The 21,711-nt window shown below is 52.5% G+C and carries 14 protein-coding genes and 1 pseudogene; all 15 read left to right on the top strand.

Annotated elements, in window-relative coordinates; translation table 11 throughout:
• Window positions 1-2 precede the first annotated feature (2 nt).
• The 15 genes and pseudogenes from hypF to B5F87_RS09960 all read left to right on the top strand — a co-directional run bounded on the left by hypF (window position 3) and on the right by B5F87_RS09960 (window position 21,699).
• Complete coding sequence (gene hypF, locus B5F87_RS10025; protein WP_087280604.1) at window positions 3-2,471, top strand: carbamoyltransferase HypF; 2,469 nt, start codon at window positions 3-5, stop codon at window positions 2,469-2,471.
• Between the two features lie 48 nt (window positions 2,472-2,519).
• Entirely contained in the window at window positions 2,520-2,729 is a 210-nt protein-coding gene (locus tag B5F87_RS10020; protein WP_087280601.1) for a HypC/HybG/HupF family hydrogenase formation chaperone, read from the top strand.
• On the top strand, window positions 2,726-3,772 hold the full coding sequence (hypD, locus tag B5F87_RS10015; RefSeq protein ID WP_087280599.1) for a hydrogenase formation protein HypD: 1,047 nt from the start codon (window positions 2,726-2,728) through the stop codon (window positions 3,770-3,772). Before B5F87_RS10020 ends, hypD begins: the two co-directional genes overlap by 4 nt.
• A gap of 416 nt (window positions 3,773-4,188) precedes the next feature.
• Complete coding sequence (gene hypE / locus B5F87_RS10010; protein ID WP_087280596.1) at window positions 4,189-5,193, top strand: hydrogenase expression/formation protein HypE; 1,005 nt, start codon at window positions 4,189-4,191, stop codon at window positions 5,191-5,193.
• Window positions 5,194-5,324: 131 nt separating this feature from the next.
• Complete coding sequence (locus tag B5F87_RS10005) at window positions 5,325-5,576, top strand: TM1266 family iron-only hydrogenase system putative regulator (RefSeq protein ID WP_087280593.1); 252 nt, start codon at window positions 5,325-5,327, stop codon at window positions 5,574-5,576.
• A gap of 57 nt (window positions 5,577-5,633) precedes the next feature.
• Entirely contained in the window at window positions 5,634-6,395 is a 762-nt protein-coding gene (locus B5F87_RS10000; RefSeq protein WP_087280590.1) for a nitrogenase iron protein NifH, read from the top strand.
• A gap of 15 nt (window positions 6,396-6,410) precedes the next feature.
• Entirely contained in the window at window positions 6,411-7,763 is a 1,353-nt protein-coding gene (locus tag B5F87_RS09995; protein WP_242964382.1) for a nitrogenase component 1, read from the top strand.
• Window positions 7,760-8,734: pseudogene (locus B5F87_RS09990) on the top strand (nitrogenase component 1); the annotation flags it as partial. The gene B5F87_RS09995 and the pseudogene B5F87_RS09990, both read left to right, overlap by 4 nt.
• A gap of 246 nt (window positions 8,735-8,980) precedes the next feature.
• Window positions 8,981-9,766: a tRNA threonylcarbamoyladenosine dehydratase gene (locus B5F87_RS09985; RefSeq protein ID WP_087280701.1), complete on the top strand. Its 786-nt coding sequence runs from the start codon at window positions 8,981-8,983 to the stop codon at window positions 9,764-9,766.
• A gap of 37 nt (window positions 9,767-9,803) precedes the next feature.
• On the top strand, window positions 9,804-10,841 hold the full coding sequence (gene hydE / locus B5F87_RS09980; protein ID WP_087280587.1) for a [FeFe] hydrogenase H-cluster radical SAM maturase HydE: 1,038 nt from the start codon (window positions 9,804-9,806) through the stop codon (window positions 10,839-10,841).
• Between the two features lie 46 nt (window positions 10,842-10,887).
• Window positions 10,888-11,061, top strand: a complete 174-nt coding sequence (locus B5F87_RS20970) for a hypothetical protein (RefSeq protein WP_158097017.1) — start codon at window positions 10,888-10,890, stop codon at window positions 11,059-11,061.
• The gene (locus B5F87_RS09975; protein WP_087280584.1) at window positions 11,058-12,854 is read left to right on the top strand and encodes an ATP-binding protein; all 1,797 of its coding nucleotides are present in this window, start codon (window positions 11,058-11,060) and stop codon (window positions 12,852-12,854) included. Before B5F87_RS20970 ends, B5F87_RS09975 begins: the two co-directional genes overlap by 4 nt.
• Window positions 12,851-19,600, top strand: coding sequence for a leucine-rich repeat protein (locus B5F87_RS09970; RefSeq protein WP_087280580.1), 6,750 nt, complete (start codon window positions 12,851-12,853; stop codon window positions 19,598-19,600). The genes B5F87_RS09975 and B5F87_RS09970 overlap by 4 nt, the downstream gene beginning before the upstream one ends.
• Window positions 19,594-20,529 (top strand): MoxR family ATPase, encoded by a 936-nt coding sequence (locus B5F87_RS09965; protein ID WP_087280578.1) that lies wholly within the window; start codon window positions 19,594-19,596, stop codon window positions 20,527-20,529. The genes B5F87_RS09970 and B5F87_RS09965 overlap by 7 nt, the downstream gene beginning before the upstream one ends.
• 12 nt (window positions 20,530-20,541) lie before the next feature.
• Window positions 20,542-21,699 (top strand): DUF58 domain-containing protein, encoded by a 1,158-nt coding sequence (locus B5F87_RS09960; protein WP_087280575.1) that lies wholly within the window; start codon window positions 20,542-20,544, stop codon window positions 21,697-21,699.
• Window positions 21,700-21,711 lie beyond the last annotated feature (12 nt).

Here is a 21,711-nt window from a genome sequence, read left to right as displayed (position 1 = left end):
AAATGGAAGATCAAAAAACAATCAAAAGACAAGTTGAGAAAACGCTTCGGATCTGCGTGTTCGGCATCGTGCAGGGCGTGGGATTTCGCCCGACGGTGAGCCGCCATGCGGCGGCGCGCGGGGTGCGGGGCAGTGTCTGCAATATGGGCCCTTACGTGGAGATCTGGGCACAGGGCCAGGAGGAAAGCCTGCGGGATTTCTGCGAGGATATCCGGGAGCGGCCGCCGGAACGGGCGGTGATTCTCCGGATGGACGTGGAAGAAAAGGAATGCGGGGAAACGCCGGAGTTTTCTGATTTCGCAATCATCGAGAGCGGCAAAATCAGGGGAGATATTTTTGTGTCTCCGGACATTGCTATCTGTGAGAAATGTAAGGAGGAAATGTACGATCCTTCTGACCGGCGATATCTGCATCCTTTTATCAATTGTACGTGCTGTGGGCCGCGGCTGACGATTCTTGACGCCATGCCTTATGACAGAGAACGGACCAGCATGGCGGAGTTTCCAATGTGCGAAACCTGCGAGTGGGAGTATACCCATCCGGAGACGAGGCGGTACGACGCCCAGCCGGTCTGCTGCAATGACTGCGGGCCGCAGGTGTACCTGCTGGATGAAAGTACCGGTTCCGAAAAGGGCTCAGAAACTGTCCGCGGCGCCGAAGCCATCCGCCGGGTGCGTAAGGTAATCAGTGAGGGAGGCATCGCCGCCATCAAGGGAATCGGAGGATTTCACCTGTGCTGTGACGCCTCCAACGAGGAGGCTGTAGCGCTTCTGCGGCGGCGGAAAAAACGGCCGGCAAAGCCGTTTGCCGTGATGATGAAAAACATGGAGACGGTGGAGAGGGAATGTCGGTTTGATCAGGCGCAGGCAGAGGTTTTAGACGGACATCAAAAGCCGATCTTGCTGCTGCCGCGGAAAAAAGGCGGGCGGCTCTGTCCGTCGGTGGCTCCGGGCAATCCGAAAGTGGGCGTGATGCTTCCATATGCGCCCATACAGCTTTTGCTCTTTGACTACGACGATGATACAGAAGTGTCGGATTGCCTGGTGATGACCAGCGCCAATACGTCCGGTGCTCCCATCTGCAGGGACGATGCGGACGCCCGCCGGGAGCTTCTGGGACTTTGCGATATCATTTTGTCTCATGACAGGCTCATAAGAATCCGTGCCGATGATACGGTCATGGACTTTTTCCGTGGGGAGCCGTACATGGTGCGCCGCTCCAGAGGGTATGCGCCTTTGCCGGTGATGATGAACGCCGACTGGCAGGGAGAAGTGCTGGCGGTGGGCGGCGAGCTGAAAAATACGTTCTGCGTCGGGAAAAATGCATTGCTTTATCCGTCTCCTTACATTGGCGACATGGGAGACGTGCGCACCGTGCGGGCGCTGACAGAATCCGTGGAGCGGATGTGCCGTCTGCTGGAGGCGAAGCCGTCGCTGGTGGCGTGCGATCTGCATCCTGCCTACAATACCACGGCGGCCGCGGAACAAATGGGACTGCCGGTGCTGAAGATTCAGCATCATTACGCCCACATTTTGTCCTGCATGGCGGAAAACGACTGGATGGAGCCGGTCATCGGCGTATCCTTTGACGGTACTGGTTACGGCACCGATGGAACCATCTGGGGCGGAGAGATTCTTGCCGCCGATTACGAAGGATTTACCCGGCTGGCGTCGGTGGAGCCTTTCCTGCAGGTGGGCGGAGACCTGTCCGCCAAAGAAGGCTGGCGCATTGCCGTTTCCTTATTAAGAGATATTTACGGACAGGAAGAAGCCTGTCGGAAGGCAGAAGAATGGGGACTCTGCACCCGGCAGGAGGCATCGCTTCTTGGCAAGATGGCAGAGAAAAACATCAACACGGTGGTTTCCACCAGCGCGGGCCGTCTGTTTGATGCGGTGAGCGCCCTGCTTGGTATCTGCCGCAGCTCCACCTTTGAGGGAGAAGCGTCAACTTCCCTGCAGTTTGCGGCGGAGGCCTATCTTGAAAGCAGGGAGCAGACCGAAGGGGCCGGGGGACTTGAACCCGCGGCCGGGGAAGATCTGGCGCCGATTGCATTGCAGGTGGAAGACAGCGCTGAGGGCGACGGGAACTGTTCCGGGCCAACGATTCCGGCTAAGGAAAGCTGCGCCGAAGAACGACAGTATCTCCTGCCCACAAAACGTTTGATCCGCCGGATGGCGGAGGGCAGGGCGGCCGGAGAGGACGCCGGTTACCTGGCCTGGCTCTTTCACAGAAGTCTGGCGGAGATGATCGTGGATGCCTGCGTCAAGCTCCGGCAGACAACGGGAAGAAATACCGTGGCGCTGAGCGGAGGCGTTTACCAGAATCTGCTGCTGCTTCGGTACAGCGTGGAGAGACTGGAAGAAGAAGGTTTCCGCGTGCTGACCCATCATCTGATCCCGCCCAACGACGGCGGTATCTGTCTCGGTCAGGCAGCGGCGGCCATGGCGCATCTGCAGCGGAATAAAACATAAATAAATCAGAAATGGATGAATCATAGATAGAAAAGAGGAGGAACAGCCATGTGTGTAGGCTTACCAGCAAAAATTGTGACAATGAAGGATGGAATGGCAGTGGTGGACGCGTCCGGAGCTAAAAGGGAGATCTCCACAGAACTTCTTGAAAATGTGGAGCCGGGCGATTACGTGATGGTTCACGCGGGCATCGCCATCGCAAAGATTCAGGAGGAAGAAGACGAGGAAGCCGATGAGATTCTGGAGGAACTGTTATGAAAGACACCGTAAAGACAGCCAGAGAGATTATTGAGCATTATGACGGGCCGCCGGTGCGGATCATGGAAGTCTGCGGCACACACACCCACGAGATATTCCGGCTGGGTATCCGGAAGCTGCTGCCGGAGCAGGTGAATCTTATTTCCGGACCGGGCTGTCCGGTCTGTGTGACGCCGGCAGATTTTATTGACGAGGCGATCTGGCTGGCTCTGGAAAAAAATGTGACCATCTGTACATTTGGTGATCTGGTGCGGGTGCCGGGCAGCAAAAAAAGCCTGGCGGCGGCCAGAGCCGAGGGTGGAAAAATACAGGTGGTGTACTCGCCGACAGACGCTTTCCAGTACGCAAAAGAACACAGGGACGAGCAGGTGGTATTCCTGTCCGTGGGATTTGAGACCACCACGCCGGCTGCCTGCCTGTCTGTAAAGATGGCGGCGGAGGCAGGGCTTGAGAATTATTCTCTTTTGACAGCCAACAAGACCATGCCGCAGGCTTATAAAGCATTAAAAGGAAGTGCCGATGTATTCCTGTATCCGGGACACGTGAACGCCATCATGGGAACGAAGCTCTGTGAAGAGCTGGCAGCAGAGGGTACCAGCGGTGTTGTGGCAGGCTTTGGAGCCAAAGAGATCCTGGCGGCTTTTGCTGTGATCCTTGCAAAGTTTCCAAAAGGAGAGCCATTTTTTGCCAACGCATATAAACGCGTGGTGACACCGCAGGGAAGCGTTCCGGCGCAGAAGCTGATGGAAGAATGGATGGAAGCCTGCGACTCTGAATGGCGGGGACTGGGTATGATTCCGCAGTCAGGTATGAAGCTGCGGGAAGAGCACCGGCAGTTTGATGCGAGAGTGAAGTACGATATTCCGAAGATGGAAGGACGGAGCAACCCGGCCTGCCGCTGCGGAGAAGTACTGCAGGGCAAATGTACACCGACAGAATGTCCGTTATTTGGAAAGGGATGCACGCCGCTTCATCCGGTGGGAGCCTGCATGGTTTCCGGCGAAGGAGCCTGCTCCGCATTTTATCAGTACGGAGAGAATTAGGATTTGTCGATTGGAATTGCAGGTTTTGTGAAAATCAGAGGATGTAGGAGCAGACGAGATTTGCGACACCGCATATATTATAGAAAAACGCAGGCGGGAAGCTCTTCTCCTCCACCTCGGCAGGCTGGTTATGAGAACATCCATTATAACATCCCTATAACGCCTGCGCTCACAGTCGTCGCCGACCTTTCCCGATGTGTTTTTCCATTGAGATACCATGCCGCAAATCTCTGTCTGACTACATCACTAAGATTACAAAAAATGCCCGTTCCAAATCGACGGCATCTGTACCATTGTGGCGTGCTCTTCAGTTTGCATGTTTCTTAGCACAAATTCAAGATGTTATGGCATCTTTTTTGCCAGGAACTTCTGGTTTGCCACGTTGTATATATAACCACAATACAAGGAGAAAGATTATGAATGAAACAGTAACCCTTGCCCATGGGGCCGGCGGAAAACAGACCGCCGAGCTGATAGATAAAGTATTTAAAGAACATTTTGCCAATCCGGATCTGACCAGCGACGATGCGGCGGTGCTTCCAGTGGAAGCGGGAAAGCTTGCCTTTACCACCGACGGCTTCATCGTATCTCCGGCGGAGTTTCCGGGAGGAAACATCGGAAAGCTCAGTATCTGCGGCACGGTCAACGACCTGGCCTGCATGGGAGCGAAACCGCTGTACCTTTCCTGTGCATTTGTCATTGAGGAAGGATTCCCGATGGAGAAGCTGGAAAAGATCGCCGCTGCCATGGAGGCGACGGCGAAGGAGGCCGGCGTGAAGATTGTGGCGGGCGACACGAAGGTGGCCGGAAAAGGTCAGGTGGACGGCGTGTTTATCACGACTACCGGCATCGGACTGGTGCAGGAGGATGTGGAGACTTCAGGCAAGAAGGCGCAGCCGGGTGACGCGGTCATCGTAAGCGGCGACGTGGGACGTCATGGCTGCACGATTTTGCTGGAACGGGAAGATTTCGGCATTGAGGCGGACGTGACCAGCGACTGCGCGCCGCTCTGGGGAGCCGTGGAGGACATGCTTTCTGTGACGAAGGATATTCATGTGATCCGTGACGCCACCCGCGGCGGCGTTGGAACTGTCCTCTATGAGATTGCGGGACAGAGCCAGGTGGGCATCCGCCTCCATGCGGAAGACATACCGGTGCAGGACGGAGTGAAGGGCGTCTGCGGCATGCTGGGTCTCGAACCACTGTATCTTGCCTGCGAGGGACGTCTGGTGATTTTTGCGCCGAAGGAGCAGGCGGAGGCCATCGTGGAGAAGCTGCGCCAGGGCAAATATACCAAAGACGCCGCCATCATTGGCGAGGTGACCGAAGAGATGCCGGGCCGGGTTGTGATGACCACGGAGATCGGCGCAGAGACACTGCTGCCGGAGCCGCGGGGCGAGCTGCTGCCTAGAATTTGCTAGTGTACCGTATCACATTTCACAGAGCGCAGGTCTGCGCCGCAGCGAAGAAAGAAACTGCGGTGAGCAAAGAAGCAAGAAACAAGTATGGGCCAAAACCGGCTGTGCGGCAGCCAGAAAGGATGTGACCGGTCGTGGAGACAGAAACGAGAATCGCCGTCCTGTCCATCATTGTGGAAAATACGGACACGACGGCAGAGCTTAATGATATCATACATGAATACGCCGAGTACATGGTGGGGCGGATGGGGATTCCCTACCGGGCGCGGGGCATCAACATCATCAGTCTGGTGGTGGATGCGCCGCAGAATGTCATCAGCACTTTGTCCGGCCGCATCGGACGGCTGGAGGGCGTGACGTCCAAAGTGGCGTACGCAAAGGTGTGACGTATGCGAAAGTATGATATACGTTAAGATGTGGCATTAAAAGGAATGGAGAAAATTATGATAAAGATTGCAGTATACGGAAAGGGCGGCATCGGCAAATCCACCACCATCTCTAACGTGGCTGCGGCCATGGCGGAGCAGGGACTTAAGGTGATGCAGATCGGATGCGATCCGAAGGCGGATTCTACGGTGCTTCTGCGTCATGGAAAGCCTGTGGAGACGGTGCTTGATCTGGTGCGTGACCGGAAGAATGATTTTACTCTGGACGACATGGTCATGGAGGGATACCGGGGCGTCCTCTGCGTGGAAGCCGGCGGACCTGCGCCGGGAATGGGATGCGCCGGACGGGGTATCATCGCCGCTCTGGAGAAGCTCAAAGAAAAAGGTGCTTATGAGACGTATAAGCCGGATGTGGTCATTTATGATGTCCTTGGCGACGTGGTCTGCGGCGGCTTTTCCATGCCTATGCGAGGCGGCTACGCCGACCGGGTCTTTGTGCTTACTTCCGGGGAGAATATGGCTATTCACGCGGCAGCAAACATCGCCATGGCGGTGGAGAATTTCAAAAACCGCGGCTATGCGAAGCTGGGCGGCATCATTCTCAACCGAAGAAATGTAAAGCATGAGGAAGAGAAAGTACAGGAACTCTGCGAAGATATTCACAGCAGGGTCATAGGAAGGCTTTCACGCAGCGAGACCGTGACCGACGCCGAGGAGCTTGCCATGACGGTGCTGGAAACGCAGCCGGACAGCGAGATGGCGGCGGAGTACCGCAGGCTGGCAGAGCAGATCCTCGCGGTCTGCCGGGAAGAAATGTAAACGAGGAGAATCAAGATGCTTGAAATGATACATGGAAATCGGGAGACCATGCTGAAATACAGCCCTCCCGTTACGGAAAAAGAGAGTATCTTCATGAAAGACGCCGCATGGCCGACGCCGTTTCTGCCGGGGCTGGAGTACAATAGTCCGGCCCACGGGACCTGGAATATCGTACACACGGGGATGCTCATTCCGGGTTCTCATCAGATCTATGTGTGCGCGGCCAACTGTAACCGGGGCGTGGTGCTGACGGCGGCGGAAATGAATGCTGCGGACCGCTTTTCCACCATTGCTGTCAAAGAAGATGACATCACTAACGGGCAGATGGAAGAACTGGTCATTGACGGCGTGTCGGAGATTTTGCATAAATTAAAACGAAAACCAACGGTTGTTTTACTATTTACAGTCTGTATCCACCATTTTATGGGATGTGACCTGGAATACATTTACAGAACGCTGCGGGAACGTTTTCCGGAGCAGCGGTTTGTGGACTGCTATATGGACCCGATCATGCAGAAAGGCGGCATGACGCCGGATCAGAAGCTGCGTATCGCGATGTATGATTGTTTGGAAAAGCGGCCGAAAAATCTGAAGCAGGTGAGTATCGTGGGCAACGATTTGACCCTGCAGCCGGACTGTGAGATTCTGTCTATGCTGAGGGAAGGCGGCTATGCGGTGAAGGATATTACCACCTGCGAGACATTTGAGGAATACCTTTCCATGTCGGAAAGCGTGCTGAACATCGCCACCTACCCGTCGGCAAAGGCGGGCGGGGAGAAGCTGTCCGACCGGCTGGAGATGGATTTTCTCTACCTGCCGCAGACCTTTGATTATGAAGAGATAGACGGGGAGATCTCTTTACTGGCGGATACGCTGGGCCTTTCGATGCCGGATACCGCTTCGCTTCGGAAGAAATGTGAAGAGAAGCTGAATGAGACGAGGGAGCTCCTTGACGGTATGCCGGTGGCCATCGATGCGGCGGCGGCGCCGAGGGTGCTGGGACTGGCCCGTCTGCTTTTGGAACATGGTTTTTCGGTGACGCATGTTTATGCGGACAGTTTTTCGCCGGAAGAAGAAGATGCGTACCGCTGGCTTCGAAGCTATGCACCGGAGCTTACGGTCTGCGCCACCATCCACACCGGCATGCGGGTTATTGCGCGGCGGCCGGAGAGGGTGCTTGCCATCGGACAGAAAGCGGCCTACTTCCACCAGACCGGACATTTTGTCAACATGGTGGAGGGCGGCGGACTTCACGGCTACGCCGGCATCTGCGGGCTTTGTGAAAAGATACAGGAAGCGTTTTATCATACGAAGGACACGAAGGATTTGATCGTGCGAAAAGGATTGGGGTGTGTCAGCTGCATATGAAACAGGTATCCGTAATCATATCAACGTATACGGCGGACGTCTCGGGCGTCTGCTCCGCCCTCTATGAGCTGGGCGGTATGGTGGTCATCCACGATCCTTCCGGATGCAATTCCACCTACAATACCCACGATGAACCCCGCTGGTACGACCAGGACAGTCTGGTGTTCATCTCCGGTCTGTCAGAGATTGACGCCATCATGGGAAATGACGAGAAGTTTATTGATGATATCGTGCGGGCGGCGAAAGACCTGTCCCCACGGTTCATCGCCCTAGTCCGCACTCCGGTGCCGATGATGATTGGGACGGACTTTGAGGCCATCCGGGATATCATCGCTCAGGAGACCGGACTGCCGGTCTTCTACTTTGCCACCAACGGTATGCATTCCTACGTGCAGGGCGCGGGGATGGCGCTGGAGGCAGTGGCGCGGTCCATGGTTGCGGAGCCGCCGGAGAGGGAGGCTGAGTTGGCAGACGCCTCGCTTTCCAGGCCGCCCCGCCGGAAAATTAACCTGCTGGGCGTGACGCCGCTGGACTTTTCCATCAACGGAACCCTGTCCTCCATGCGCGCCTTTTTTGAAGCCCATGACTGCGAGATCATAAGTACCTTCGCCATGGGCAGCAGCCCGGAGGAGATTGCCCGGGCAGGAGAGGCTGAGGTCAATGTGGTGGTATCTTCCGTGGGACTGCCGGCGGCAAAGACGCTGCGGGAGCGGTTTGACACGCCGTATGTGGTCGGCATGCCGACGGAACCTTTCGCAGATGAGCTGCTAGCCTGTCTGGAAGAAGCGAGACGGGACGGAGTATGCCAGGCAGCTTACCATCAGGAGGATGCTGGCCAGGATAACCCTTCCGCCGCCCGGCAATCTGTCCGTACGGAAGCTTCCGCCGCCGCGCCGGTGTATCTCATCGGTGAAGCTGTCATCAGTCAGTCACTGGCGAGAGCCGTCAGCGAAAGCTACGGCTGCCGGACTAAAGTGCTCTGTCCACTGGAGACAGAGAAAGAGCTTCTGGAAGAGGGACTTTGTCTTTCTGTGGACAGTGAAGAGGAGATTGCAGAGATTCTTGCCGACGCGGCGGGAATCATTGCTGATCCCATGTATGAACCAATCTGCCCGGAAGGGGTGCCGTTTTATCCACTGCCCCACGAGGCATTTTCCGGCAGAATCTACCGGAAGCAGATTCCGGATCTGACGGATGTTCGGTTCCTCGCCCGCTGGATGGAGGAAAATGGATTGTCAGAAGGACGGTTTTCCAGAACGGAGATGCTGGTGGGCGAAGAAGGAATACAGCGGCTCCGGAAAGCCCGGGTGGCCGTGTTCGGCGTTGGGGGTGTCGGAGGCTACGTGGTGGAGGCTCTGGCAAGAAGCGGGGTCGGCGCCTTTGATTTGATTGACAACGACCGGGTGAACCGTTCCAACCTGAACCGGCAGATTATCGCCACCGAGGCGACCATAGGGCGGAAAAAAGTAGAGGTGATGAGGGAGCGGATTCTCTCCATCAACCCGGATGCCAGTGTAACGATGCATCCTTGCTTTTATCTGCCGGAGAAGGCGGACGAATTTGACTTTTCTTCGTATTCCTACGTGGTGGACGCCATAGATACCGTGACGGCCAAGATCGACATTATCATGCAGGCGCAGAAGGCAGGCGTTCCGGTCATCAGCTGCATGGGCGCCGGCAATAAGCTGGACCCTTCCCGGTTTGAGGTGACGGACATTTATAAAACGTCCGTCTGCCCGCTGGCCAAGGTCATGCGCCGGGAGCTGAAAAAACGGGGCGTTAAGAAACTGAAGGTGGTCTATTCCAGAGAAGAAGCCATCAAGACCGGCTCCCGCACGCCGGGAAGTATCGCTTTTGTGCCGTCGGTGGCAGGATTGACCGCCGCCGGGGAGGTGGTAAAAGATCTTCTCACCGGCGTTGGAGAGGGCGTCGGTTCTAAAGGTGCGAACCGCCCGGAAGAGCTGCGTTGTCAAGAGGGAGCGAACCGCCCCCAGGAACCATAAAAACAGTCACAAAACCAGAAGAAACGAGGGGAAATCTATGGAAATCGCCAGGCGGTTCATAAAAGAAAGAATTTTGTCCCGGGATGAATTTGTTCTGCTCTTACAGCAATCCGGGGATGCAGATGTCCGGGAAATGCTTCGTCAGGAGGCGTTTGCACTCTGCAGAAAATATTACGGAAACAAGGTGTATATCCGTGGACTGATCGAGTTTACCAATTACTGTAAGAATAACTGCTATTACTGCGGCATCCGACGGGATAATCGCAATGTCCGGCGTTACCGCCTGATGGAAGAGGAGATTCTGTCCTGCTGCCGGGAAGGCTATGCTCTCGGATACCGCACCTTTGTACTACAGGGCGGAGATGATCCGTATTTTACCGATGAGCGGATGACAGAGCTGATCCGGCGGATCAAAGAGAATCATCCCGACTGCGCCATCACCCTGTCCATCGGGGAGAGGGAGAAGGAGAGCTACCGGAAGTTCAGGGAAGCGGGAGCGGACCGATATCTGCTTCGTCATGAGACGGCGGACGAAGCCCATTACCGCAGTCTGCACCCGCAGGAAATGAGTCTTTCCCACCGGATGAAGTGCCTGTACGATCTGAAAGAGCTTGGCTATCAGGTGGGTGCGGGATTTATGGTGGGGTCGCCGGGACAGACTCTTGTAAATATTGCGGATGATCTGTTGTTTTTGCATCGTCTTCAGCCGGAGATGGTGGGAATCGGTCCCTTCATTCCGCACCATGATACCAGGTATGCAGGCGAGAAGGCGGGAAGTGTGGATATGACCATCTTTCTTCTTTCGGTCATAAGAATTCTGCTGCCGAAAGTCCTGCTTCCGGCGACGACAGCCCTCGGCACCATGGATCCCTTCGGGCGGGAGAAAGGACTTCTGGCGGGAGCCAACGTGGTTATGCCAAATCTTTCTCCGGAGAAAAACAGAAAAGATTACAGTCTTTACGATAATAAAATCTGTACCGGAGAGGAAGCGGCGCAGAGTATCGCCGCTCTCAGAAAAAAAGTGGAATCCGTGGGGTGTCAGGTTGTGACGGACCGGGGAGATGCCCTGAGATAGACGGGATCAGACCGAAGAAAGCGACCAACGGCGAAAAGAGCGTCCGATGAAAGGAAAACTGCCGGAAAAAAGAAATATAGACAGCGTAAAATGCCAGATGAACAAAAAATATGTTATCTGGCATATTTTAGGTGGTCAAACATTACGGATTGCGTTGACACCATTCTCCGGCAGGTTGTATAATTTAAGAAATATAATGGTTTTCGGAGAGAGTATATGAAAGAATTTACAAACAGGCTGGCCGATAACGCAGGTACTCTGCTGGCATTTTTTGTGCTGCTGGCGGCAGTATTGGCGTCGGTCTGTCTGATAAAATATATATTTCGGAAAAGAACGGAGAAAAATGGACAGGTCAGGGAGGCGCGACGTCTGTATTCCTTCCTGTCAGATAATCCTTTTCAGGTGTATATTCTGGTCAGAGGCGCGGATGCTTTTCCTCTTTTTGTGTCTGATAATGTGGAGAAAATATTTGGTCTGGAGAAAAATGATATCTGTACCGATGTTTTTGCATTTGTCAGGTGTATGGAAGAAGAAGAGATTGGAAATCTTAAAGAACTTTTCAGAGGCTGGGACAGAAAGCAGCCGCTGGAGGCGGATTTTTCTTATGTAAACAGAAGGACAGAGAGCCGGGGAGATGCATTTCTGAGGGTTGGTTACGCGGAAGATGAGGATATTTATACTATTGTCATGGAGGATATTTCCAGGCGAAAGGCAACGGAGAACAGACTGCGGGAGGAGCTTTCCCGTGCCAGAGCGGAGAATGACGCCAAGACGGAGTTTCTCTCAGAGATGTCTCATGAGATTCGTACTCCGATGAACGGGATTCTGGGGCTTCTGGAACTTGCGAAAATGGAAATATCCAATACTGAGGCAGTGCAGGAATACCTGGACAAGACACAGAATCTGGCCCGGTTTCTGCTGCATTTAATCCATGACATTCTGGATCTGACACGCATTGAGAGCGGTAAAATTGAGCTGCAGCAGGAGAGCTTTGATCTGATTGCCGTGGCGCAGAAAATGCGGACTATGTTTCAGAAAACAATTGAGGAAAAGGAACTTCATTTCGAACTGAGGGTGGAGGACTTCGATGTCCGCCGGGTCATCGGTGACGAAATGCGCCTGAGTCAGGTCGTTATCAATTTTCTGTCCAATGCGGTGAAGTTTACAGATCCGGGAGGCAGCGTCATTCTTACTTTCCGACAGATGGAAAAGATTGATAATCACCTCCGCCTGATGATTCAGGTGAGGGATACAGGAAAGGGGATTGAGCCAGAGTTTTTGAGTCACATTTTCCGCCCGTTTGAGCAGGAAAGCAGCATGATTGCTAAAAAATACGGCGGCAGTGGCCTGGGAATGTCTATCGCGGATAATCTGATTCGTCAGATGGGCGGACAGATTGTCATTGACAGCGAGGTGGGAAAAGGCAGTGATTTCACGGTGTTTCTTTCTTTGCCTGTGGCAGAGACGGAACAGACCGGCACCGCCGGAGAAGGCAGCCATGAGCTGCGGCAGGATGCCGGAACAACGAACGAGGAAGAAGAACTGCGGTATCTGAAGAACGCTCATGTTTTATTGGCGGAAGATAACGATATCAATGCACGTATTACCATGGCGATTCTGGAGAAAGCAGGCGTTCGCACGGATCGCGTTCTTAACGGAAGGCAGGCAGTGGAGATTTTTAAGGACAGCGAAGAAGGTTTTTATGATGTGATACTGATGGATATCCAGATGCCGGAGATGGACGGCTGGGAAGCTACCAGACAGATACGGGAGCTGGACCGGAAGGATGCCCGGCTTATACCGGTTTATGCGCTCTCGGCCAATTCCTATGTGGAAGACCAGAGACGTTCTCTGGCGGCAGGAATGGATGATCATATTGCCAAGCCGATTGACTTTAATGTACTGAAGAAAAAAATGGGTGCTGCAATTCGAAATGCGCGCAACGCATGGAATGCTGTCCGGACCAATGATATGGGAGTGACAGCGGAGAAACAAGGGGAGTATGGGGAATGAAAAAATTAAAAGAGTATTTACAGAAGAAAAAGGGAGCCTTGCCGATGCTCACGCCAGTGACAGCGGTTGTGATTTTATGCCTTGTCATTGCCATGCAGGCGGAAAAGCTTCAGAATATGTTTGATCCGGATTCCTTTGTATCAAAAGAAGAGCAGAAAGAAACATTTGATCCCACCGGCTATGGGCTGAAAGAAGATGGAGAAAAACAGGGGGAGGAAGACAGCACCGAAGATTCCTTTGAACAGGAGGATCAGGAGCAGAGAAAAATGCAGAATCCTGCTGCAGATTATTTTGGAAACCGGGCCGGAGGGAAGAACACAGAAGATCAGGAGAAACCGGCGGAGAAAATCGTTTATGTGGATCATAAAGCCGGGGAAGGTATGGAGCGGCAGACTGGAACCGGGGACGCCGGGGGTTCGGCAGACGGCCAGATTCCGGGTGGAACCGGAAATGGCGGCAGGAAAGAGAACACGGACGATACGCAGGAAGGAAGTAACAGTACTCCTGGAGATGCCACATCTCCGGAGACCGGAGACGATGAAAATGAACCGGGTGAATCCGGAGACGGCGGAGAAGAGGAGCCGGATGACAGTGAAGATGAAGATACGGCCTGGACAGCGGACTCTCTCTCTGTGTCTTATTACAGAAATCAGGATGCGGTATCTTTCTATAAAGAACAGGTGCCGTCGGAATCTTATGTCCGCGGCAATATTACAGTCACTTCTCACTGGGTGGATAAGAACAATCCGTCCAATACAAGGACGAAAGAAGAGACGGAATTTGTGCTGGAATCTATTCCGGAAAAATATGACCACAGACTCACAGATGAGGATGTCAATCAGAGCTTCACGCTGAAGATCACCTGCCAGGGGCTGACAGATACCGTCACCTGTGTCATAAAAAATGATTACATACGATTTACGGGAATGCGTGTGCATTATGATTCATCCCCGGTATATGTGACCGGAGAGACTTTGTTTCAGGGGGAAGAAGTTAATGACGCACCCATAAGAAATGCCATAACACTGGATGTGTATGGAAGAACAGTGCAGGGAGGACAGGATGTTTATCTGCCTGATGAGAGTAATTATCAGGTGTCATTCAAGGAAGAAACCGGCGGTGTGGCGTCCAAGAAGGAGGACGGGAGTCAGTGGGAAGCGAGTATCTTATACTGCGGCGCCGGGGAAGGTTCCACAGTGGTGCTGCGGGGGACAGACGCCGTCCGTTACAGCGTCAGAGACTACAAACTTACAGTCATGTATGATGAACATACGGTACTTGACACCATATACACCGATGACAAAACCGTGGTGCTGAACGGAACTTACGACGGCCGTTGCCCATATAACGAAATGGTGCGTAAGCTGCAGGAAAATGGGAAATATACAACGAATGAAGAAGGGTATCTGACGGAGCTGTTCTATGGATGGTCATCGCAGTATCCGGCTTCGGTGGAAACAAGGGAGATTTCCTATACATTTAAAGACGGACAGCATACGCAGGTGATGTATGCGATTCCTCTCGCCCCGATGCTGGAAAAAGGATATCTGGTGAAGACGAGGGGAGACGATCAGATTCTCACCGGATACGTGCCGGAAGAGAAAACAAGCCGGCTGGATATTCCTTACGGGATTACAAGTGTTGATTTAAACGATTCGTTCAAAATATCAAAAGAAGCGGAAAATGTCGAGACACTTGCTTTGTCCGCCACAGTCAACAGTGTGGATTTGTCTGCTGCCGGGCAGAAGTTTCCGAAACTTTCGGAATATTCTGTGCAGCCGCTGACAGATGGCGAGACGGAGAGCACAGAAAAAAATCACATTTTCAGCGCAGAAAACGGCCTGCTGTACTCAGCAGATAAAAGTACGCTCTGGAAAGTACCGGCGGCTTGTCAGAGTTTTACAGTGAATGAAAAAGTGGAGACGGTTACCGAGGGAGCGCTGGCTGACGCAGCCGCAGGAGTGGGAAAAGAGACTCTGCGCATAAAAATGCTTGCCGAAAATCCGCCGGAGCTTCAGCGGACGGAGAAGACTCCTGTGTTTGGCGGCGCCTCCTGCCAGGTGCAGGTGGAAGTCCCAAAGACCGCAGAGAGCGTCATTGAGGATTTAGTTTATAAACGCTATGTATCCGCCTGGGGAGAAATTTTCGACGATGAGTTCGGAAAAACTGGCACTGCGGCAGAAAGTATAGAGGCTGAAGGCGGAACAGAGGGCCGGTATGAAAATAATGGCGGCGACGTCTATCTGATTTCCGGTGACTGCCGAAGTCTGGCGTTCATCACCAGAGCCGAAAAAGCTATTTATGATGTGCCGGAAGATGCGCAGGCGATTGCGCCGTATGCCTTTGCGGAAGCAGAGGGAGTCCGGTTTGTCAATGTCGGAGAAAATATAGAAAAGCTGGAGAGCTGCAGTTTCGCAGGTGTCAAAACATCTTCTCTGCAGGGAGTGCAGATCAACAGTGAAAGTACCATGGAACTTGGAGAAAATCTGGCAGGAGAGCAGGCGCCGCGGGAGATAAGGTTCTATATTTCGCTGGCGCAGAATGAAGCTTCCGGATGGATAAAGAGACTGACAAAAGATTACGGGGCAGAAACGGCGGAACGCATGCTGACACTGGCAGAGGGAACATTATGTATCGATGAACAGGGGTGTGCGTATCTGGAGCAGGACGATCACAGCCTTATGCTGTGCAGCGCGCCGGAGGAACTGTCAGAATATGAAGTCCCGGAGGGATATACGGTGACGGAGATTGCTGCCGGCGCTTTTGCATGGTGCGGTAATCTTTCCTATCTGGAACTGCCCGATGTGAACAAAGTAGGAAAAAATGCTTTTAAAAATTGTACAGACCTTGAAATTCTCGTGCTGAGCAATCCGGCTTTGTCAGAATGTACCGATGCTTTTGCCGGCTGTGACTCGCTGGAAACCGTTCTTCTGGGAAATGAGGAACTGAAGCCGGAGCTGCCGGAGAAAACAGAGCTTCTGGCGGGAAGCAGGTACTTTGCCGGAGACCGGGCAGTTTATGAAAAACAGACAGAGAAAACCTGTACAATTTTGAACGTGACCACAGATGTGGAAGGAACATTTCGGTTGGAAGACGGCGTCACTGCAATTGGAGACCGGGCTTTTGCCGGCTGCCGGAATCTGACAGATTTTGATACGGAACAGATGAATCAGATAGAATCCATCGGTGCATATGCTTTTTACGAGTGCACAAATCTGAAAGAGGCACTGATCGGAAGAAGCTGCCGACGTATCGGTGAATGTGCTTATGCGGGCTGCAGCGGTCTTGAAACGGTGACCTGGCTGGGAGATACAGAGACGGTGGGCAATTCCGTATTCAGCGCGAATAAGAAACTTTCGGCCGTCTACTTTGGAAACGATACCGGGCAGAGTATCACGGACATCGGCTCCCGTACATTTGAAGACTGTACGGCGCTGCAGACTGTATATTTTCAGGCGGGGGTAAAAGAAATCGGAGATTTCTGCTTCCGGGGCTGCTCCGGAATGTGGACAAGCATTACCCGGGAGTATGCCGCTGCCTGTGAAAAGATCGGTGCGTACGCTTTCGCGGACTGCTCGCGGTATGCCCAGACGTTGGCTTTTTATACCGGGCTTAAAGAACTGGGAGAGGGGGCTTTTCTGAATTGTACTTATCTGCGTTCCATGTGGATTCCTTCTCAGTTAAGAAAGATTCCTGAGAAATGTTTTGCCGGCTGCACTTCGATGAGAAGTCTGGTGGTGCTGGCGGACGCGAATCTGAGGTCGATCGGCGCCAACGCTTTTTCAGGCTGCGTTGCGCTGGAAGAACTGACGAACTTTAATTTACTGACTCATTTTTACGTGCTGGGTGAGAGCGCTTTTTCCGGCGGAACAGTGGGAGAAAATACATACGGAGCGTGTACGGCGTTGAAAAGTATATCGCTGCCGTCCTCTGTCCGACAGATCGCACGGTATGCATTTTCCGGATGCACAGCCCTGGAAACGGCTGCTATAGAGGATGCGTGGAACCTGACAAGTCTGGGCGAAGGAGTGTTCCTGAACTGTACATCGCTAAAAAACGGCGGCTTGTCTGAAACAGCGATCCCAGAACTGCCGGCAGACTCCTTCTCCGGGTGCAGTGCCATGGAAACATTGATGCTGCCGGAGACGGTTACGTCCATAGAAAGCCGCGCGGTGGCAGATTGTGATGCTTTGTATGATATGACAATCAGACGCCGGGACGGCGTTGTGTCAGTGGCGTCCAATGCCCTGACCGGGACAAAAAACAACGGCAGGATTTCCATTTATGTACCGTATACGGACAAACATACACTCCGGAACGCGTATCGCCTGTCCTTTGACTGGTGGACAGCGCTTCTTAATATTTTTACCGGACAGTCTCCTGTCACGATCATCCAGGACCGTGAAATGGGCGAAGAGACCTTTGTGGAAAACGGCGGTCTGTACGAGCGGAAAGACGACGGGACTTTCCGGCTGCTGCAGGCAATTTCGCTGGCAGACGGAGGATTTACAGTAAAAGAAAATACCACGGAAATTTCTTCAGGAGCGTTTGGTTCCAGAGAAGACATGTCGGCGCTGATGCTGCCGGAGTCTCTTCAGGATCTGCCGGCGGGTGTATTTGAAAGCTGTGCAAATCTGGAAATCCTTCTGGTACCGGATGATCTTCGGATGAAATTTACGGATGAAATGTTTGGAGAGGGAGAAAGAAATGTGAATTTCACTCTCTGGGTATCAGACGATGACGCCGATTATTATGAAAACCAGACGGAACTGCCGGTGCGTGCATACGGAAGGCAGGGAGAGATACTGGGGGGCGTTCTCTATGGCGCAGAGGAAGAAGAGGGAAGAAACCGGATTCTTCTTCAATACGTGCCGAAAAATTTCAAAGGAGAACTGACAGTGATGCTTGGCACGCAGGAAGTGGCTGAGGAAGCTGCCATGGGCTGTCAGAATCTGACGGCGGTAAACAGCGCATATACCGTAGAAAAAATAGGAGCGTATGCTTTTGCGGATTGTTCTTCGCTGCAAACCGTTGACCTTACCAGCCTTTCGGCCACAGCACTGACGGAAATCGGAGATTATGCCTTTGCCGGATGTACGAACCTGATCGGTGAAAATACAGGAAAGGGAGAGGAGGAAGAACTCCTGATCCCGTCAACAGTGAAAGTTCTCGGCAAAGGAATGCTGAAAGATTGCAGTTCCTTGACAAATCTGTCTCTGCAGGGAAATTCAGATGAGCTGCCGGATGAATTTTGCAGCGGTTGTGAGAATCTGCAGTCTCTGTCTCTCGCGAGAACATTGCTGAATTCTGTAACAAGAATTGGAAAGAAAGCTTTTTATGGCTGTGAGAGTATTACATCTGTGAGCTGGTCCAACATGCCGAATCTGAAGATAGTGGATGACGGCGCTTATGAGAACTGTTCCTCATTGGTACAGGTGACTTTCGCGAATCAGGTAGAATATATCGGCGACGCGGCTTTTCTTGGTACGGCTTTGGAAATGCTTTCCTTTAACGGGGAGAATCCGCCGGCTCTTGGAGAAAATATTTTAAATGAGGAAGAACAGAGCAGGGTGCATGTGTACATTCCTGCCGGTGAAAACGGAGAAATTTATCTGAAATATTATGAGGCATGGGAAAACAATTATCCGGTTCTGGTTTCCCGGCTTGTTGCTCAGGATGGAAGTGAGTATCGTGCAGTAAATAATATTCTCTATCTGCTGGATCCGGAACAGGAAAGCAGGATGACAGCTATACGTGTGCCGACCAATGCGGCGTCCGTACAGATATATAATTCCAGCGCTCTTTATTGTGTGCGTCTGGAAGACGGAAGCTTTAAAAACTGTCGGCAGATCACATCTCTGGTAATTCCAAACCGGGTGGAAAGTATTGGTGACGGCGTCTTTGAAAATTGCGTATCTTTGAAAGATGTGTCTATGGAAGGAGAGGCTCTGCGGATCATAGGCGAGGAAGCATTCCAAAATTGTACTTCTCTCACGGAGCTGGAGATTCCGCAGACAGTTTATTCGCTGGGAGACGGTATGCTTGAAGGCTGTGGCTCTTTCCACACTCTTACTGTGAATAGTTATACGCCAGTCGCTCTGGGCAAAAAAATCTTTGGCGAAACGGCCGGTGAAGACATTCGGATCAAGATCCCATTATCAGCTTACAGCGCGTATCTGAATCAGTGGGGCAGTCAGCTCGACAGCGAGTATGGGGAAGGTGCAGGACAGCGCATTCTCATGGCTGTGAATGAGGACGGCACGGAAAAGATTGAAAATGGCGTTCATTACGTCTGGGCCGGCGGCCGTTGGGAAGAAAAATCCGATACGGATAAAGCAGAAGAAAATACAGGTGCAGAGCGCAGCGAGACAGATAAAGACCAGCCGGAAACCGGAGAAGAAGGTGACTGGCAGACCGGAAGCAGCGAGACCGGCGGCAGTGAGACCGGCGAGGGCCAGCCGGAAGCCGGAGAAGAAGGTGACCGGCAGACCGGAAGCAGCGAGACCGGCGGCAGTGAGACCGGCGAGGGCCAGCCGGAAACCGGAGAAGAAGATGACCGGCAGACCGGAAGCAGCGAGACCGGCGGCAGTGAGACCGGCGAGGGCCAGCCGGAAGCCGGAGCTGAGGATGGCAGTCAGACCGGAACGGAAGAGGACAGCACGGCAGAATCAAAAATGACCGGGCTGAAGGAAATGCCGGACGTGGAATTGAAAGAATCAGAGCAGGGAAGGGTTAAATCATGGTAGTGGAAAAATCAGGACAGATTATCAGAGAGATTGGAAAGGTACTGGTAGGGAAGGAAGCTGTGGTGGAGAAAGTCTTAATGACCATCTATGCCGGCGGGCATATCCTTCTGGAGGATGCGCCGGGCGTCGGAAAGACGACGATGGCACTGGCGTTTTCAAAGGCATTGGGGCTTGAGTATAAGCGTGTGCAGTTTACGCCGGATACCCTTCCGTCGGACATTATCGGATTCAGTACCTATGACCGGGAAACGGGGAGTCTCGTTTACCGGTCCGGAGCGGTGATGTGTCATCTGTTTCTGGGGGACGAGATCAACCGTACTTCAGCCAAGACGCAGTCGGCGCTGCTGGAAGCCATGGAAGAGCGAAATGTGACAGTAGATGGTGTGACTCACAAGCTGCCTTATCCGTTCATCTGCATAGCGACACAGAATCCGCTGGGGTTTGCCGGAACACAGAGACTTCCGGAGTCGCAGCTTGACCGGTTTATGGTTCGCCTGAGTATTGGTTATCCCAATACGGAAGAACAGATACAGATTCTGCAGAGAAAAATGTATCAGGATCCCCTGGAGAATATGCAAAAGATCATTGACAGGGACGATTTGCTGGAAATACAGAATTATCTGACTTCCATCACAGTCACAAAGGAAATCCTGCGTTATATGACGATGCTGTGTGAGGCGACAAGATCGGACAGCAGAATAGAGCTGGGAGTAAGTCCGCGGGGAGTCATTGCGCTTCTGAAAATGGCAAGGGCGTGCGCGATCCTCAGAAGAAGAGATTTTGTGATTCCTGAAGATGTACAGGAAGTATTTACCGATGTCTGTGCCCACCGTATCGTGCTGAAACCTCAGGCAAAAATAGAAGGGATCAAAGAGGAGGCGCTTCTGAAAAATCTTTTGCAGGAAGTGGAGCCGCCGGCCCTTGGATAAGGCGGTGGAAAGATGAGAAAGTACAGAATTTATTATAGTATCGTCCTGTTCATCATGCTGTGTCTTTTTTTGTGGACCAACACAGCCCAGGTTTTACTGGCGCTTCTTATGCTGTGTATATTTCCGCTTTTTTCCGGGATCTTGACGATGATCTGGGTTTATACGCTGCAGTTTGAGGTATCCCTGCCTTCGGTCTGTGTGACGGGACAAAATGTGGCCGTATATTTTCATATTACAAAAAAAGCGGGGTGGATCGCCAGACAACTGGTGGTGCCGGTCATGATATATAATCATATGTTTGACCGGCAGGAGAAAAAATGGCTGTCCATTTTCCCGGGGCATAAAAGAGAGGAAAAATTTACTCTTCCGGTGCAGACAGAGCTTTGCGGAGAAGTTACGATTCATCTGGAAGAAATATGCTGTTATGATATTTTCCGTCTGTTTTGTGTGAAAAAATCCTGTCGTCAGGAACAAACTATGATGATTTATCCGTCAGTGATTCCGATGAATCTTATGCTGAAACAGAGACCGAAGTCCAGAGAGACCGGAGATATTTATGACGAGGATATCCGGGGAAATGACGCGACGGAAATCTTTGATCTGCGAGGTTATCAGGAGGGAGACAGCATCCGTTCTGTTCACTGGAAACTGTCCACTAAACTGGAAAAACTTCTGGTTCGTGAATTCAGCCGTCCTGCCAGCTTTGATACGGCGCTGCTGTTTTCTTTGTCGGGAAAGGGACGGGTGACGGATCAGAGGATTACCCGGGTGGCAGTACTGGCTCTTTCGGTGATGGAGGCTCTTTTGAAACTGGATATGGAGCATCAGGTAGGCTGTATGGTCAATGGAAAATTGCTGGAGATGCCTGTCTGCTCCAGAAATGATTGTATGCAGGTGAGGGACAGCATGATGGGAATGCGCTCTTCCGGAGAGCCGGCATCCGTTCTCCAGAGTTTCATGAAAATGGGGAGACATTTTCAATATACAAAAGTGATATTTGTTACGGCGGAGCTTGATGACGATCTTTTGAGAACTCTGGGCAGTCAGGTTAATCTTTCAGTGATTCTGCCGGTGGAAGGAAAAGAAGATTATATTGACAGCAGCAGCGGCTATGAGGTGCTGGCGCTCTCGGACAAAGACCCGGGAAATGGACGGTATATTTATATTTAATGATCAGGAGCA

The sequence above is a fragment of the Eubacterium sp. An3 genome (assembly GCF_002159465.1).
GTDB classification, from domain to species: Bacteria; Bacillota; Clostridia; order Lachnospirales; family Lachnospiraceae; genus Anaerobutyricum; species Anaerobutyricum stercoris.
Note: the sequence above shows the minus strand (reverse complement) of the source record. Positions and strands in the feature narration are given on the sequence as shown.

Coding starts and splice junctions, on each gene's coding strand:
- B5F87_RS09985 (WP_087280701.1), top strand. CDS start 8,981: ATGGAGGAAAATGGATTGTCAGAAGGACGGTTTTCCAGAACGGAGATG.
- B5F87_RS09995 (WP_242964382.1), top strand. CDS start 6,411: ATGCTTGAAATGATACATGGAAATCGGGAGACCATGCTGAAATACAGC.
- B5F87_RS09970 (WP_087280580.1), top strand. CDS start 12,851: ATGAAAAAATTAAAAGAGTATTTACAGAAGAAAAAGGGAGCCTTGCCG.
- hypD (WP_087280599.1), top strand. CDS start 2,726: ATGAAAGACACCGTAAAGACAGCCAGAGAGATTATTGAGCATTATGAC.
- B5F87_RS20970 (WP_158097017.1), top strand. CDS start 10,888: ATGAAAGGAAAACTGCCGGAAAAAAGAAATATAGACAGCGTAAAATGC.
- hypE (WP_087280596.1), top strand. CDS start 4,189: ATGAATGAAACAGTAACCCTTGCCCATGGGGCCGGCGGAAAACAGACC.
- B5F87_RS09965 (WP_087280578.1), top strand. CDS start 19,594: ATGGTAGTGGAAAAATCAGGACAGATTATCAGAGAGATTGGAAAGGTA.
- B5F87_RS10020 (WP_087280601.1), top strand. CDS start 2,520: ATGTGTGTAGGCTTACCAGCAAAAATTGTGACAATGAAGGATGGAATG.
- B5F87_RS09960 (WP_087280575.1), top strand. CDS start 20,542: ATGAGAAAGTACAGAATTTATTATAGTATCGTCCTGTTCATCATGCTG.
- hydE (WP_087280587.1), top strand. CDS start 9,804: ATGGAAATCGCCAGGCGGTTCATAAAAGAAAGAATTTTGTCCCGGGAT.
- B5F87_RS10000 (WP_087280590.1), top strand. CDS start 5,634: ATGATAAAGATTGCAGTATACGGAAAGGGCGGCATCGGCAAATCCACC.
- hypF (WP_087280604.1), top strand. CDS start 3: ATGGAAGATCAAAAAACAATCAAAAGACAAGTTGAGAAAACGCTTCGG.
- B5F87_RS09975 (WP_087280584.1), top strand. CDS start 11,058: ATGAAAGAATTTACAAACAGGCTGGCCGATAACGCAGGTACTCTGCTG.